Annotated in this window: 10 protein-coding genes; 6 read left to right on the top strand and 4 right to left on the bottom strand. The window is 64.3% G+C overall.

The window, feature by feature from the left end; genetic code table 11:
- Nucleotides 1–138 precede the first annotated feature (138 nt).
- From PE058_RS21820 to PE058_RS21810, 3 genes are read left to right on the top strand one after another with little or no spacing between them, the layout of a single operon-like run.
- Nucleotides 139–783, top strand: a complete 645-nt coding sequence (locus tag PE058_RS21820; protein WP_271029512.1) for a TetR/AcrR family transcriptional regulator — start codon at nucleotides 139–141, stop codon at nucleotides 781–783.
- The gene (locus PE058_RS21815; protein WP_271029511.1) at nucleotides 780–2,027 is read left to right on the top strand and encodes an efflux RND transporter periplasmic adaptor subunit; all 1,248 of its coding nucleotides are present in this window, start codon (nucleotides 780–782) and stop codon (nucleotides 2,025–2,027) included. Before PE058_RS21820 ends, PE058_RS21815 begins: the two co-directional genes overlap by 4 nt.
- The gene (locus PE058_RS21810; protein WP_271029510.1) at nucleotides 2,024–5,128 is read left to right on the top strand and encodes an efflux RND transporter permease subunit; all 3,105 of its coding nucleotides are present in this window, start codon (nucleotides 2,024–2,026) and stop codon (nucleotides 5,126–5,128) included. The genes PE058_RS21815 and PE058_RS21810 overlap by 4 nt, the downstream gene beginning before the upstream one ends.
- A 94-nt stretch (nucleotides 5,129–5,222) precedes the next feature.
- Here PE058_RS21810 and PE058_RS21805 read toward each other — a convergent pair whose 3' ends face one another.
- Genes PE058_RS21805 through PE058_RS21795 form a run of 3 tightly spaced genes read right to left on the bottom strand, consistent with a single transcriptional unit; the run spans nucleotide 5,223 to nucleotide 8,186 of the window.
- Nucleotides 5,223–6,317, bottom strand: a complete 1,095-nt coding sequence (locus PE058_RS21805) for an HlyD family secretion protein (RefSeq protein WP_020088013.1) — start codon at nucleotides 6,315–6,317, stop codon at nucleotides 5,223–5,225.
- Nucleotides 6,310–7,059, bottom strand: coding sequence for an ABC transporter ATP-binding protein (locus PE058_RS21800; RefSeq protein WP_020088012.1), 750 nt, complete (start codon nucleotides 7,057–7,059; stop codon nucleotides 6,310–6,312). Before PE058_RS21800 ends, PE058_RS21805 begins: the two co-directional genes overlap by 8 nt.
- Complete coding sequence (locus PE058_RS21795) at nucleotides 7,056–8,186, bottom strand: ABC transporter permease (RefSeq protein ID WP_020088011.1); 1,131 nt, start codon at nucleotides 8,184–8,186, stop codon at nucleotides 7,056–7,058. Before PE058_RS21795 ends, PE058_RS21800 begins: the two co-directional genes overlap by 4 nt.
- A gap of 386 nt (nucleotides 8,187–8,572) precedes the next feature.
- Here PE058_RS21795 and PE058_RS21790 point away from each other — a divergent pair, with 386 nt between their 5' ends.
- On the top strand, nucleotides 8,573–9,091 hold the full coding sequence (locus PE058_RS21790) for a DUF2147 domain-containing protein (RefSeq protein ID WP_020088009.1): 519 nt from the start codon (nucleotides 8,573–8,575) through the stop codon (nucleotides 9,089–9,091).
- A gap of 156 nt (nucleotides 9,092–9,247) precedes the next feature.
- Here PE058_RS21790 and PE058_RS21785 read toward each other — a convergent pair whose 3' ends face one another.
- Nucleotides 9,248–10,126, bottom strand: coding sequence for an alpha/beta hydrolase (locus PE058_RS21785; RefSeq protein ID WP_020088008.1), 879 nt, complete (start codon nucleotides 10,124–10,126; stop codon nucleotides 9,248–9,250).
- 969 nt (nucleotides 10,127–11,095) lie between these two features.
- On the opposite strand from PE058_RS21785, the gene PE058_RS21780 reads away from it, so the two are divergent.
- Nucleotides 11,096–12,811 carry a hypothetical protein gene (locus PE058_RS21780; protein WP_271029509.1) on the top strand — a complete coding sequence of 572 codons (1,716 nt, stop codon included), beginning with the start codon at nucleotides 11,096–11,098 and terminating at the stop codon, nucleotides 12,809–12,811.
- A 101-nt stretch (nucleotides 12,812–12,912) separates the two neighbouring features.
- A complete protein-coding gene (locus tag PE058_RS21775) occupies nucleotides 12,913–14,577 on the top strand; it encodes a lysine--tRNA ligase (protein WP_271029508.1) in 1,665 nt (554 codons plus the stop codon).
- Nucleotides 14,578–14,587: the final 10 nt, after the last annotated feature.

Genomic DNA, 14,587 nt, shown 5'->3' with positions numbered 1-14,587 from the left:
TTAACCTCACACCTTCGGACGCCTTGACAGGGTCACAATTCTCTCTCACAAACAAAACGGACATTCGTTTTGTTTCAAGGGGAACAGCCTGTCGTCGCCAACCAGGCGAGGGTGGCGCAGTGCGGAAAGCCACCCGTCATGCCAAAGCTCACACCCGAAACGCAGCACGCCCGCCGCGAGCGCATCCTCGATGCCGCCGAGCGCAGTTTTGCGCGGGCGGGCTTTCACCGCTGCACCATGCAGGAGATCTGCAGAGAGGCGGGCATCAGCCCCGGCGCGCTCTATGTCTATTTTTCCTCGAAGGAGGAGCTGATCGCCGGCATCGTGGAGCGCGATCGAAACAAGCTGGCCTCCGAGCTGGCGGAGCTGAAGAACGCGCCGGATCTTCTCTCTGCACTCGCCAAGCTCGGCGAGCACTACACCATCGAGGAGCCGCTCTATAAGCGCGTGCTCTGCATCGAGATCGGCTGCGAGGCGACGCGCAACCCCGCCGTCGGCGAGATCTACCGCTCGGTCGACACCTTCTGCCGCCAGAATTTCGAGCAGGTGTTCGAGCGCGCGCGCGAGGACGGAAAGATCGAGCCTCAAGATGACTCCCGCACGCTCGCAGAGGTGGTCTCCCTGATCGGCGACGGCCTGTTCTGGCGCCGCGCCGTCAATCCCGATTTAGACGTGCAGGCGATCCTTCCGATCATCGTGCGGCTTGTCAGCACGCTTTTGAATCCCGTCGAGCCGAGTGTTCAACCGGCATCGAAAGCCGCCAAAACCGAGGCTGCCGTATGAGAACGCGTCTTCTGGTCATTCTCGCGGGGCTTGGCGGCTTGGCCGTTGCCGCCTATCACTCGGGCTTCGTCGAGCCTTATCTCGCGACCTTCGCGGCGAAACACGCCGAGGCGGAGGAGCGGGCCGCCGCGAAGTCTGAGGCCCCTGTTCCGGCCGTCTCCGTCGTGCAGGCCACCAAGTCCAATTTCGTGGAAACCGTTCTCGTCACCGGCTCCTTCGTCGCGCGCGAGGAGATTCTCGTTGCGCCCGAGGTCGATGGCCTGCGCGTGCTGGAGCTCAAGGCCGAGGAGGGCGACCGCGTGAAGAAGGGCGACGTCCTCGCCATTCTCGTCACCGAGCAGATCGAAGCCCAGCTCGCCGCCAATGAAGGCGCCCTCGTCAGCGCCACTGCGGCGATCGAGCGTGCGAAAAGCCAGATCGCCGAGATGGAAGCCCGCGTCGCCGAAGCGGACGCGCAGCTCGAGCGCGCGCGTCCCCTCGTCAAGGACAAGTTCCTGTCCGAAAGCGTGTTCGATCAGCGCCAGGCTGCGGCGCGCGCGGCTCACTCCCAGCTTGCTTTCGCAAAGGGTAGCTTCGCCCAGGCCGAGGCGGAGAAGGTCCAGGTGGAAGCTCAGCGCCGGGAGCTGCTCTGGCGGCGCGGCCGCGCAGAGGTCCGCGCCCCCGCGGACGGCCTCATCAGCCGCCGCAGCGCGCGCATTGGCGGTCTCGCTCTCGCCAACGCCCTGGCAGGCGGCGACACCATGTTCCGCATCATCGAAAACGGCGAGGTCGAGCTCGACGCGGAAGTCGCCGAAACGCATCTGCACAAGGTGAAGGTGGGCCAGCCTGCCCGCGTCGTCTCCTCCGGCGGCACCGAGGTTTCGGGCACCGTTCGCCTTGTTTCGCCCGAGGTGGACAAGACTACGCGCCTCGGCCACGTCCGCATTTTCCTCGGAGCCAATCCTGATCTCAAGATCGGCTCCTTCGGCCGCGGCACCATCGAGACCTCGCGCGGGCGCACCATCGCCGTTCCGCTCTCCGCCGTTCTCTATTCCGAAGACGGCGCAAGCGTTCAGGCCGTGGTGGAGGGCAAGGTCGTGACCCGCAAGGTCAAGACCGGTCTCGAAACGGCGGGCATGATCGCGATCGAAAGCGGCCTTTCGGAAGGCGATGTCGTCGTCGCCAAGGCCGGAACCTTCCTCCGCGATGGCGACGCCGTGCGTGCGGTCCAGCCCGCTGCGAAGATCAGCGAGGCCGGCCAATGAACATATCGGCATGGTCGATCCGCCATCCGGTCCCGTCGCTGGTGCTGTTCATGGTGCTGCTCGTCCTGGGGCTCACCAGCTTCCAGACGCTGCCGGTCACGCGCTTTCCGAACATCGACGTGCCGATCATCCAGGTGCGCATCTATCAGTCGGGTGCCGCGCCTTCCGAGCTCGAGATGCAGGTCACCAAGCGCGTCGAGGACGCGATTGCCGGCATCAACGGTGTGAAGCACGTCACCTCCGCCGTCAACGAAGGTGCGTCTGTCTCGACCGTCGAGTTCCGTCTCGAGACCGATCCCGACCGCGCCCTCAATGACGTGAAGGACGCGGTCCAGCGCATTCGCACCGATCTGCCGCGCACCATCGAGGAACCTGTCGTCACGCGCATCGAGATCGAAGGTTTGCCGATCGTCACCTACGCCGCGCGCGCGCCCGCGATGACGCCGGAACAGTTGTCCTGGTTCGTCGACGATACGCTGGTGCGCCTGCTGCAAGGCGTGAAGGGCGTCTCGGAGGTTCGCCGCACGGGCGGTGTCGTGCGCGAGATCCGCGTCAATCTGGATCCCGATCGCCTGCTCGCCTTCGGTGCGACGGCGGGCGACGTCAATCGCCAGGTGCGTGCCTCGAACGTCAACCTGGCGGGCGGCCGCGGCGAGATCGCGGGGCGCGAGCAGGCCATCCGCACCCTTGCCAGCAAGCAGACCGTGGCCGAGCTGGCTGAGACGATGATCGCGCTGCCCGGCGGCCGCAAGGTTCGCCTGGATCAACTGGGAACAGTTACCGACGAGGTGGAGGAACCCCGCACATTCGCCAAGCTCAATGGCGAGAGCATCGTCGCCTTCTCGATCTCGCGCGCCAAGGGCGCGAGCGACACCGAGGTCGCCGACGCGGCCTCGAAGAAGATCGAGGAGATCCAGAAGCTCTATCCCGACGTCATTCTCCAGCGCATCGACAACACGGTCGACTACACCTACGGCGTCTATCAGTCGACGATGAAGACGCTGCTCGAAGGCGCCGTTCTGGCCATCGTGGTCGTGTTCATCTTTCTACGCGACATGCGCGCGACCATCATCGCCGCTATCGCGCTTCCGCTCTCCATCATCCCGGCCTTCTGGGCCATGTCCGCGATGGGGTTCTCGCTCAATCTCGTAAGTCTGCTCGCCATTACCATCGTGACCGGCATTCTCGTGGACGACGCCATCGTCGAGATCGAGAACATTGTGCGCCACATCCAGATGGGGAAATCGCCCTACAGGGCCGCGCTCGAAGCAGCCGACGAGATCGGTCTCGCGGTCATCGCCATCACCACGACGATCATTGCCGTCTTCACGCCCGTATCGTTTATGGGCGGGATCGCCGGACAGTATTTCAAGCAGTTCGGCCTGGTCGTGGCCGCCGCCGTATTCTTCTCGCTGCTGGTGGCACGCCTCATCACGCCCCTGCTCGCGGCCTACTTCATGCGCGGCCACCATCATTCGGCCGAGGAAGGCCGCTTGATGCGCCTCTACACGCGCATCGTCGGCTGGTCCGTGCGCCATCACTTCGCGGCGGTCGGCCTCGGCGTCCTCATCTTCATGGGCTCCATCGGCAGCTTCTATCTGCTGCCCTCCGGCTTCCTTCCGCAGGAGGATACCGGCCGTATGCTGCTCGGCGTGGAGCTTCCCCCTGGAACGAAGCTCGCCGACACGGAAGCCACGACCGACCTCGTCACCCGCCACATCAAGGCACGCTCCGACATCGAGAGCGTGTTCGTCATCGGCGGAACGCTGCTCGGCAGCGGCGAGGAGGTGCGCAAGGCTACCCTCATCGTGACGCTCGTTCCGAAGGATAAGCGCAAGCTGCCGCAAAGCCGTATCCAGGAGGAGATCGGCCGCGATCTGGCCGACATCCCGGACATTCGCTACTTCTTCTTGCAGGACGACGGTCAGCGCGAGCTTCAGCTGGTCGTGACCGGCCGCGACGGCGAAGCCGTGAACAGGGTTGCCGCCGAGCTGACCAGCCAGGCCAAGCGCATCCCGACCCTGGTCAACGTCGTCTCGACCGCTGAGCTGGACCGTCCGGAGCTGCGGGTCTATCCGAGGTCCGAGGTCGCAGCCGAGCTCGGTATCACGACGGAGGTCATCTCCGAGGCCGTTCGCATCGCGACCATCGGCGACATCGGCGCCAATCTCGCCAAGTTCGACGTCGGCGACCGCCAGGTCCCCATTCGCGTCCAGTTGAGGCAGAGCGCGCGAGAGAGCCGCCAGCTTCTCGAAGGCTTGCGCGTCACGACGACGAGCGGAGCCTCCGTGCCGCTCTCGGCCGTCGCGACGTTCGACTACGGCCAGGGCCCCACTGCGATCGATCGCTACGACCGCACGCGGCGCATCGTGCTCGGCGCGGATCTCGTGACGGGAACGCCGCTGGGTGATGCGGTGAACGCGGTCATGGCGCTGCCCGCAGCCAAGAATCTGCCCGCAGGCGTCGAGATCAAGCAGTTCGGCGCCGCCGAGGTCATGGGCGAGGTGTTCGAAAGCTTCGAGCAGGCCATGGGCGCGGGCCTGATGATGGTCTACGCGGTGCTCGTCCTCTTGTTTGCGAGCTTCCTGCAGCCGATCACCATTCTGTTCTCGCTGCCGCTTTCCATCGGCGGCGCCATCACCGCGCTCGCCATGACCGGCAACGCCATCAGCCTTCCGGTTGTCATCGGTGTTCTGATGCTCATGGGCATCGTCACCAAGAACGCGATCATGCTCGTGGATTTTGCGGTGGAGGAGATCCGCCGCGGCGTGCCGCGCGACGAGGCGATCATCGATGCGGGCCGCAAGCGCGCCCGCCCCATCATCATGACCACGATCGCCATGGTGGGCGGCATGCTGCCCTCCGCCCTAGCCCTCGACTCGGGCGGCGAGTTCCGCGCGCCCATGGCGATCGCAGTGATCGGCGGCCTGATCTCGTCGACGGTCCTGAGCTTGCTGTTCGTGCCTGCCGTCTTCGCCGTGATGGACGACGTGGGGAGTGCGATCTGGCGCCTGTTCAGCCGCCACGTGGGCGCGGTGGACGAGCCCGCCGAGCCGAAGCCACCTCTTCTGGCCCCGCCCTCCCAGCACCCTGCCGAATAGGCGAGCCCTTCGGTCTTAGAAAGCAAAGAAGCCAAGTCCTCGATGGAGGGCCTGGCTTCGTCGTGTTTCCCGTGAATCGCAGATTGATCGCGCTCTAGCGTGCCGGCGCGGCCGAAGCGGACGCCTCATGGCGGAAGAAGGCGTCCACCCGCATGCCGGTAAGCAGTGGCGGCGTGCCGTCCAGCCCGATCAGAACCTCGAGTACTTCCACGTCGTTGGGACGGCGCGGCCCGCGCGTGGTGATACGGGGCGAGCCGAGTGCGGGCGCGAGCTGTGTCACGACACCCTCGAAATCCTTGTCGGGGAAGGCATCGGCCCGAACGACGACGCGCTGCCCCACGCGGATGCGGGTCACGTCCCGTTCTTCCACTTCCGCCCGCACGCGCAGGCTGGAGATATCGCCGAACAGAACCAGCGCTGCGTCGGGAGAGGGCGCCGCCATCTCGCCGGCACGCGCCCAGACGTTCAGCACCGTGCCGTCGCTCGGCGCGCGAACGCGCGTGCGCTCGATAGCGTTCTCCACCTGGGCCACGTCGGTGCGCGCGGCGATGAGTGCGGATTCGAGGCGCGTCGGCAGCGGCAAATCGGGCTTGGCAAGGATGGTGTCGAGCGCCGCGCGATCCTCAGCAACTTTCTTGTCGGCTTCCGCGAGCTTCTCGCGTGCGGCCGTCACGGCATTGGCGTCGCCGCCGTTCTTGCTCTGGCGCACGGCCTCGTCGAGGTCGCCCTGCGCACGGAAGCGGGCACGCTCGGAGTCGTTGAGCGCATCCTCGGCCTTGCGCCGTTCGAGTGCGACGCCCGTGGCTTCCTCCTCGTCGCGCTCGCGGATGCGGACCTCGGCTTCGGATTCGGCTGCGATCAGCTTCGGGATCAGGTCGTCACTGTCGAGTTTGACGAGCACATCGCCCGCCGCCACGCGATCGTTTGTCTTTGCAATCACCTCGACGATGCGCGCGGGGACCTCCGAGGAGATGCGGATCTCGCCCTCCTTGGGTTCCACGCGGCCGGTGGCGGAAGCAGCCCAGACGGGCCGTGTGAGGAGCGAGTCGGCCGCATGCGCATCGCCGCTGGTGATCTGCTGGGCGTTCTGGCTGAGCTGCGGCGTGAGCTGGTTCAGCATCACGCTCGTCGCAATCGCCGCGACGGCAGCGGCCGCCACGGCCGAGAAGGTGGGATCGAGCTTAAGCATTTGCCTTACGCCTCTTTGTCAGGTCGGTGATCTCGGGAGCGTCGAGACCCTGCGGTCTGCGCTCCTCGCCGACGATAAGTCCGTCCTCGATCCGCACGACGCGGTCGGCGTAACCGAGGGTTCTGGGATCGTGGGTAACCGCAAGCACGCTGCGGTTCTGCTCCTTGGCGATCCGTGCGAGCAGCGCCATCACTGCGTGCCCGTTCTCGCTGTCGAGCGCTGCCGTCGGCTCGTCAGCAAGCACGACAGAAGGCGAAGCGGCGATTGCGCGGGCGACCGCCACGCGCTGCTGCTCGCCGCCCGAGAGATTGGACGGATAGTTTTTCAGCCGGTTGCCGAGGCCCACCTCGCGCAGAACCTCCTCGGCGCGCAGTGCAGCCTGGTAGCCCTTGCGCCCGATCACGTCGAGCGCGATGCGCACGTTCTCGAGCGCCGAAAGCGTGGGGAAGAGATTGTAGGACTGGAAGATGAAACCGATGTGCTTGCGACGCAGCTCGGCAAGCTCTTCCGCGTTCTTGCCCGCGACCTCCTCGCCCTCCACCCGCACGATGCCGGAGGTTGGCGTCAGGATGCAGCCGAGGATGGAGAGCAGAGTCGTCTTTCCGCTGCCGGAAGGCCCCATGAGCAGCGTCAGCTCGCCTTTGACGAGAGCCAGGTTCACGCCCTTGAGCGCCTGAACCTTGCCGGCGCCTTTGCCCAGCTCCTTGACCACGTTGACTGCTTCGAGCACGGGTGTCGTCATCTGTTGAACACCATGGCTGGATCGATCCGGGTGACCTTGATGATCGCCGAGATCGCGGAAACCGCCGACATGAAGAGGGTCAGTCCGAACAGCGCGCCCGCAAGACCCGGGGTCATCACAAGCGGCAGCGGCGTGTTGCGGCTTATGTAGAGGATCCCGAGGGAGATCAGAATGCCGAGGATGTAGCCGATGACGGCCGACAGCCCCGCCTGCGCGAGAATGACCTTATAGATGTAGCCGGACGACGAGCCGAGCGCGCGCAGCGTCGCGAACTCGTTCAAGTGGTCCTTGGTGCTCGAATAGAGCGTCTGAGCCACGATCACCGTGCCGACCAGGATGCCGAGCAGCGCGCCGCCGATGAGGGCAAGTCCCGCGCCCGTGCGGAACAGCCACTGCCGCAGGCTGCGGTCGCGGAACTCGTCCTTGGTCAGCACCTCAGCGCCTTCGAGGCGCGTGCGCAGCTCATGGCGCACGGCTTCCACGTTGGCGCCGGGCTCGAGCTGCACGAGATAGAACGTCGCCTTGTCGCTATCCGCGCCGAGCAGGCTGCGGGCACGCGAGAGCGTCGTGAAAACGTAGGGCGATTGCGTGAAGGAGCGGATGCGATGCGTCAGCGCCTTCACCTTCACGCGGCCCATGGCGATCTGGGCCGTATCTCCGATGCCGTTGATGCCGAGCTCGCGGAAATAGGTGTCGTCCGCCGAGATCGCGTCCGGCGACTTGATGTCCTGCCAGGTTCCCGCGACCAGCGACCACGGTTCGAGCGCGCCATCCTCCGCATCGGTCCCGACGAGAACCACCCGCGTCGAGCCGCCTTCCGGCTTGCGCCATTCGGCGAACGCGACGACAAGGGGAACCACGGCCTTGACGCCCGGGGTGGCGAGCGCCTGGTGCCGCTCGCGCGACGTGAGCAGGATGCCGCCTTCCTCGAAGCTCTTCGCGCCGAAGGCCGTAATCCAGAGATCGCTCTTCGAGCGCTCGATCATGGACGTGATCATCTGGCTGGAGCCGAGGTACATTCCGAGCTGAATGGCGACGAGCACGATCGAGAACAGAATGCCGACCAGCGTCACCGCCAGTCGGATCCGGTCATGGAAGAGATTGCGGAACGCAAGAGTGAGGATCATCGTCTCGAGAGCCGATCGGGTTGCCAGGGTTGGAGCGCGCCTTGAAGTACGTCGGACTTGGATTGGGCGTGCTGCAAGCGCCGAAGTCTAATAATGCCCGCCCGCCGCTTATCATTCTGACGTAGGCCGTCTAATGAGACGGTATATAGGTTTTGGACGTGGCACACACTACCCTTGTAGCGTCAAAGGTTTCAAATCAAAGCGTTAGGGCAGAAAGATGGTAAGTCTTTTCTCTGCCCTCTTGATGAGCCTCGGCACTTGATCAATAACGGTTTACTCCGTGTTTTTGCCGTTTTTGATTGCAGAGTCGACGTCCTGCGACGAACCGACACCGTTCGGCGCGGGTGCTTTTTGGCAAGCAGCATAAACAAGCTATTAGGTCCCTCATGAAAGAGAGAATTCTGGCCCTTGCGGGTCTTACTGCGCGGCTCGTCCCGGCGTTCGTCGTGGGTCTGGTTGCACTCGCCTCCGAAAGCGCTGCAGCCCGCCCCGAGCTTGGAGTCTGGATCGATGACAGCGGCCAGGGCGCCGTCGAGATCTACATCTGCACGGACAACCCCAATCGCCTCTGCGGCCGTATCGTCTGGCTTAAGGAGCCCTTGAATGCCGAGGGCGTACCGAAGCACGATCGCTACAACCCCAACGCCCAGATGCAAGGCCGTCCGATCTGCGGCCTTCCGATCCTGTGGGGGCTCGGATTGATGTCGGATGGCACTTTCGACGGCGGCCAGATCTACGATCCGAAGACCGGCAAAACCTACAGCTCCGCTCTCAAGCTGGCGCAGGCCGACAAACTGGTCGTGACCGGCTATCTCGGCGTGAAGATGCTCGGGAAGTCGTTCACCTGGACCAAAGCCCCGGACGATCTTCAGCGTTGTGAAGGTGCGCCTCCTCCTCCCGCTTGAGCCGGCCCGGGATGACGGCGGCATGTCCGCCGCAACGTCCCGGTGAAGGCCCCAAAAGAACGCGGGATGTTTTGGCAAAAGAAACAGAAAAGGCCGGATGCGTGATGCACCCGGCCTTTTTCGTTTGAAGGTCTTTTTATTCGAACGTGCGTCGGCTTATTCAGCGACGCCCTTGTTCTGGACCAGGCGCGCAACGGCGGCCTTTTCTTCGATCTTCTGCGTCAGGCGCTGCACGAACTCCACCGTGCGATCGACCACGATCGAGCGCTGACGGTCGAGCGTGACCATGTGATAGCTGTCGTCGAGAACGGTCATCTCCACCACGCCGCCGAGCTTGCGCTGCAGCTTGAAGGCGTTCGAGATGTCGCTCTGGTCGTCCTCGCGCGGATGGAAGATCGCCGCGTGATGCGGGATCTCGCTGAGCCGGCGCCGCACGTCGCGGGCAAGCGCCTTGAATTCCCAGACGAGGCCGCCGCCGCGTCCGAAAAGATCTTCCATCGGGCGTCCCTCGCTCTTGAAGGACTCGATGACGAAATTCCGGATCCGCTCGTCCTTGATGCCGTAAGGCGCGCGCTGCTGCAGACGCATCAGCGATGCTACCCACTTGTGATAGACGAGGCCGAACAGGTTGAAATGAAGCGGAATGGCCCAGCCGTTGGGCCAGATGGTCGGAGCGAACAGCAGAAGACCGTGCACCTCGTCCTTGCGCTCGCGGGCAAGCCTCAGCGAAAGCATGGAGCCGGCAGAAATGCCGCCGACGATGATCACGTCGCAATGCGCCTTGAGCTCGTCGTGCGCAGCTTCGAGCGCCGCATACCAATCCTGCCAGGACGAAAGACCGGACGTATCAGTGCCACCGCCGAGACCGGGGATGAGAGGGCAATAAACAGTGTAACCCTGGCGCGCAAGTCCTTGAGCAACAAACCGCAATTCGATTGGATTGCCACCGAGGCTATGCACCAAAAGCACGCCCACCTTACCGCCCGGGATCACCAGGCTGTCGCGGTAGGCATTGATTTTTTCTTTCTTGATCATGCAGTTAGGTTAACTCGCTGTTGCACTCCAAAAGGAAATAAAGCCGATTAATTCGAAATTGCCAAGCACAGAGTCGGCCTCCCGAATTAATACAGACGAGATAGAGATCCTCCGGTTTCCTCGCCGTGCCGCATTTAATGGCGTGATGCACGCTAATTAAACGGCCATGTTTCCTGAGCTCGGGCCTAAAGAACTTCTATAGCCTCTCCAATCGGAAATATTCCGCTAATCCAGCCGCGGCGCGGAGCCCGGTGGGACACATCGAAATATGACGGTCGGTCCGCGTTCCCGCACAGGCTGGCCGTTCATGGCCCTTACCTGCAACTCTCAGACCTAGCTTGCCTATGGGGCTATCGGTCGCAAGGTAAATAAGAGCCGTCACAATCGGAGCTTGCTGATCAGACTTCGAGTGAAATATCACGCGAGGCCGGATCGGCAAGGCCGCCTGTGAGGCGTGGCCGCTGCCCTACTCTGCGCTGGGTACGGCAGAAATGTGACGCGGCGTGTGTCGTTAACGGATGATCGGCTCGCCTCCCATCGCAATTGTTTTCATATTACGGAGCATGGGATTGTCTTTCAGCCGGAAATGGCCGGGGATATCAAAGGAGAAAGATGGAGCCTGCCAGATTGTCGCACCAGCGTTATCGACCAAAGTTATAGTGCGCGTATTGGGGTGTTTTGGCCGCCCGGTGTGGCGTTCCAGACGCGCGTGAATGGCGCATCGGCCTCACCCAGCATTGCCGAAATGTCACTAGCGGGTGAGGGTTCGCCGCGTATAGTGAACGCGGGTCGGCACGCGGAGCGTGAAACGCCTCCAGGAGGCGGGCTGAACGCCGCTCGGGGAGCACGGGCCGCCCCGGCACTTCGTGGAGTTTGCCGTTGTCTGCTTTTTTGCGTCCTGCTGTCTCTGCGCTGCTTGTGGTGGCGATGACAGCGCACGCCGCGTCCCCGGTTTTAGCCGCTCCTCCGATGACGCGCGCCGATTATGAGGCGTGTCAGGCGGCCGACGAGGCCGGCTTTCGCAGCTCAATCGAAACTCTGTCGCTGAAGGCGCTCGAAGCCGGCGTGAAATCGTTCGACTATCGCGCGTCCGTCGATGGCCAGTGGCGCCGTCTCGGCATGGATGAGCTGCTCGCCAAGCGCGTCGATCTCGCGATTGAGGAAGTGCGCAGCGAAACGAGCTGGGCGGGGCTCGCTCAGTCGTTGATCAATTCCGAGAAGGCGCAAGAGATCTCGACCGCCGTCGCTGAGCGCGTCTATCGCTCGGACGCCATGAAATCCGCCATCGAAAGTCTTGCGACCGGTGTCGGCAACGAGGTGGGCCGCACGCTGGAGCTGGCGAGCCAGGATGCCGTCGGCCCGTCGCTCGAATGCCTGCGCGCGTTCCTGGGTAAGCGCTACGGCGCGACCGTTGCGGGAGTGGTCACGACCGACGTGGAGCGGGATTTCGGCCTCGAGAGCGTCGCCGGCCGCGCGACCATATCGTCCGGCTCTGTCATTCAGCAGTCGAGCCAGGGCATCGCCGGCGCCGCAATTCTTCTCGTCCGCCGTCAGCTCGCGAATATCGCCGCGCGTGTCGGCCAGCGGCTCGCCGGCAGCATCCTCGCCCGCCTCGTCTCCGTCGCGGCAGGCGGCGTCGGCCTCGTTCTCGTCGCCAAGGACATCTGGGAGCTGCGCAATGGCGTGCTTCCCATCATTTCCGACGAGATGAAGTCCGACGCCACGAAGGACATGGTGAAAGCAGAGCTCGCGAAGACCATCGGCGAGCAGATCAACACGCACCTGCACGAGATCGCCGCCAAGTCCGCCGACCGCGTCGTCGAGATCTGGCAGGGTTTCCGCAGGGCGCACCAGAAAGCCCTCGAGATCGCGGAGAAGAACGAGGGGTTCCGCACGTTCCTCGATACCGTGAAGCCCGAGCAATTGGCGCGTCTGGACGAGGTCGTCGCGTTGGTGCTCGCTTCGGACGGCGAGCAGGGCGTCCTGAAGCGCCTCTCCGATGGCACCCTGAACGAGGCGGTCCGTTTCCTGCCCGAGCCCGCCATGGCCATTGCGCGCGACACGCGATCCATCGATGCGGCGCTCGGATGGTCGGCCCTCGCCGGAGACCAGCTTCCCAAGGTTCTGGAGCATGAGATCTACCGCCGCGCCGCGCCCTCGGGCTTCACCCGCACCACTCTATCCACGCTCTTGAAGCTCGACGATCACGTCGCGATCACCCGCCTCGCTGGCCTCCAGCCGGAAGCCAGGGATCGCCTGTTCGGTCTTGGCACCGAGGATTTGAAGCGTCTCGCCCGCAGCTTTTCGGAATCGGAGCTGGAGACGCTCGCGCGCTACCTGGACGGCCTCGAGCCGGAGCCGCGCGCACGCGTGCTGTCCGCCGTCGCGGCAACGCCCGCCAAGATGCAGAGCCTCGCCTCGCCGCGCGTGCGAGAAGCCGTACTGGCGAGCAAGGATCAGGCACGCGCCGTGGATATGATGTTGCGGGATGGCGGGGGCAATCCGGAGCTCATCCTGGACGACGCCAAGGCCGCCTGGGACGGGCGCATCTCTCCCGTGCTCATCTGGGAGAAGCACCCCCTCCTGGTCGGCGCGCTGGGTGTCGCGTTTCTGTTCGTGCTGCTGATGATAAGGCGCCTGTTCCGGCCGCGCCGCCCGGCAGGCCCCGCCCAGACGCCGGCCTGATCCGCCGCCCGGCAATTGACGCGGTTTCCCGCGCCCCATAGGTTGCGGCCTCGCCGTTTTGATTTGCCGCACCTGTCGTCCAATTCCGAAAGCTCCCGTTCATGTCAGAAGCTCTTCTCGATCCCACCCTTGCCGCCGCCCTGGGCGACGCGAAGGCCTGGCCGTTCGAGGAGGCGCGCCGGCTGATCAAGCGGATCGAGAAGCGCAAGGCTGGCGCGGACAAGGCGGTGCTTTTCGAGACCGGCTACGGCCCCTCCGGCCTGCCGCATATCGGTACCTTTGGCGAGGTGGCGCGCACCACCATGGTGCGCCGCGCATTCGAGGCGCTGACTGGCGGTAAGATCAAGACGCGGCTTCTCTGCTTCTCCGACGACATGGACGGCATGCGCAAGATTCCGGACAACGTTCCGGATCGCGCGTTCCTCGAGCCCTATCTGCAGATGCCGCTGACCTCGGTGCCCAATCCATTCGGCGGCGACTACGCGAGCTTCGGCGACCACAACAACGCCATGCTCCGCCGCTTCCTCGACACCTTCGGCTTCGACTACGAGTTCGCGAGCGCGACCGACTACTACAAGTCCGGCCGCTTCGATGAGGTCCTGCTCAGAGCTGTCGAGCGCTACGACGACATCATGGCCGTGATGCTGCCGACGCTCGGGGCGGAGCGGCGCGAGACCTACAGCCCCTTCCTGCCGATTTCGCCCACCAGCGGCCGCGTGCTCTATGTGCCGATGAAGGAGGTGAATGCGAAGGCGGGCACCGTCACCTTCGCCGACGAGGACGGCCGCGACGTCACCGTGCCCGTGACGGGCGGGCACGTGAAGCTTCAGTGGAAGCCGGATTTCGGCATGCGCTGGGCGGCCCTCGACGTCGATTTCGAGATGTTCGGCAAGGACCACCAGACCAACGCGCCGATCTACGATCGCATCTGCGAGATTCTGGGCGGCGTCGCGCCCGAGCACTACGTCTACGAGCTGTTCCTAGACGAGAACGGCGAGAAGATCTCGAAGTCCAAGGGCAACGGGATCACGATCGATCAGTGGCTCACCTACGCCTCGCCCGAGAGCCTCGCGCTCTTCATGTTCCAGAAGCCGCGCAGCGCCAAGAAGCTCTACTTCGACGTCATCCCGCGCGCCGTGGACGAATACCTTCAACTGCTCGCCGCCTATCCGCGGCAGGACGCCAAGGCGCGCCTCGACAACGCCGTCTGGCACATTCACGGCGGCCAGCCGCCGAAGGGAGACACCCCCGTCACGTTCGCGCTGCTGCTCAACCTGGTCGCGGTGTCGAATACCTCCGAAAAATCGGTTCTGTGGGGCTTCATCAAGCGCCATTTCCCCGATGCGACGCCGGAAGCCTATCCCTTGCTAGACAAGCTCGTCGGCTATGCCGTGAGCTACTACGCGGACTTCGTGAAGCCCCGGAAGCGCTACCGCGCCGCCGACGAGGAGGAGCGCGTGGCGCTCCAGGCCCTGTCGGACGCACTCGCCAAGGCGCCCGCGGACGCGAGCGCCGAGGATCTCCAGACCCTTCTCTACGACGTGGGCCGCGCAGTACCCCGCTATCAGGATTTCGCCGCCAAGGGCGCGACGCCCGAAAGGCCCGGCGTGTCGAATGCCTGGTTCAACACCATCTACGAAATCCTGCTTGGCGAAAGCCGGGGTCCGCGCTTCGGCTCGTTCATCGCGCTCTACGGCATCCCCGAGACGCGCGCGCTCATCGCCTCGGCGCTGAACGGCGAACTGGTCGCGAGCGAGAAGGTGTGAGCGGCCGGCT

Source organism: Hyphomicrobium sp. DMF-1 (assembly GCF_027886585.1).
Classification (GTDB): Bacteria; Pseudomonadota; Alphaproteobacteria; order Rhizobiales; family Hyphomicrobiaceae; genus Hyphomicrobium_C; species Hyphomicrobium_C zavarzinii.
The sequence above is the reverse complement of the archived record's forward strand: the minus strand, read 5'-3'. Positions and strand labels throughout refer to the sequence as shown.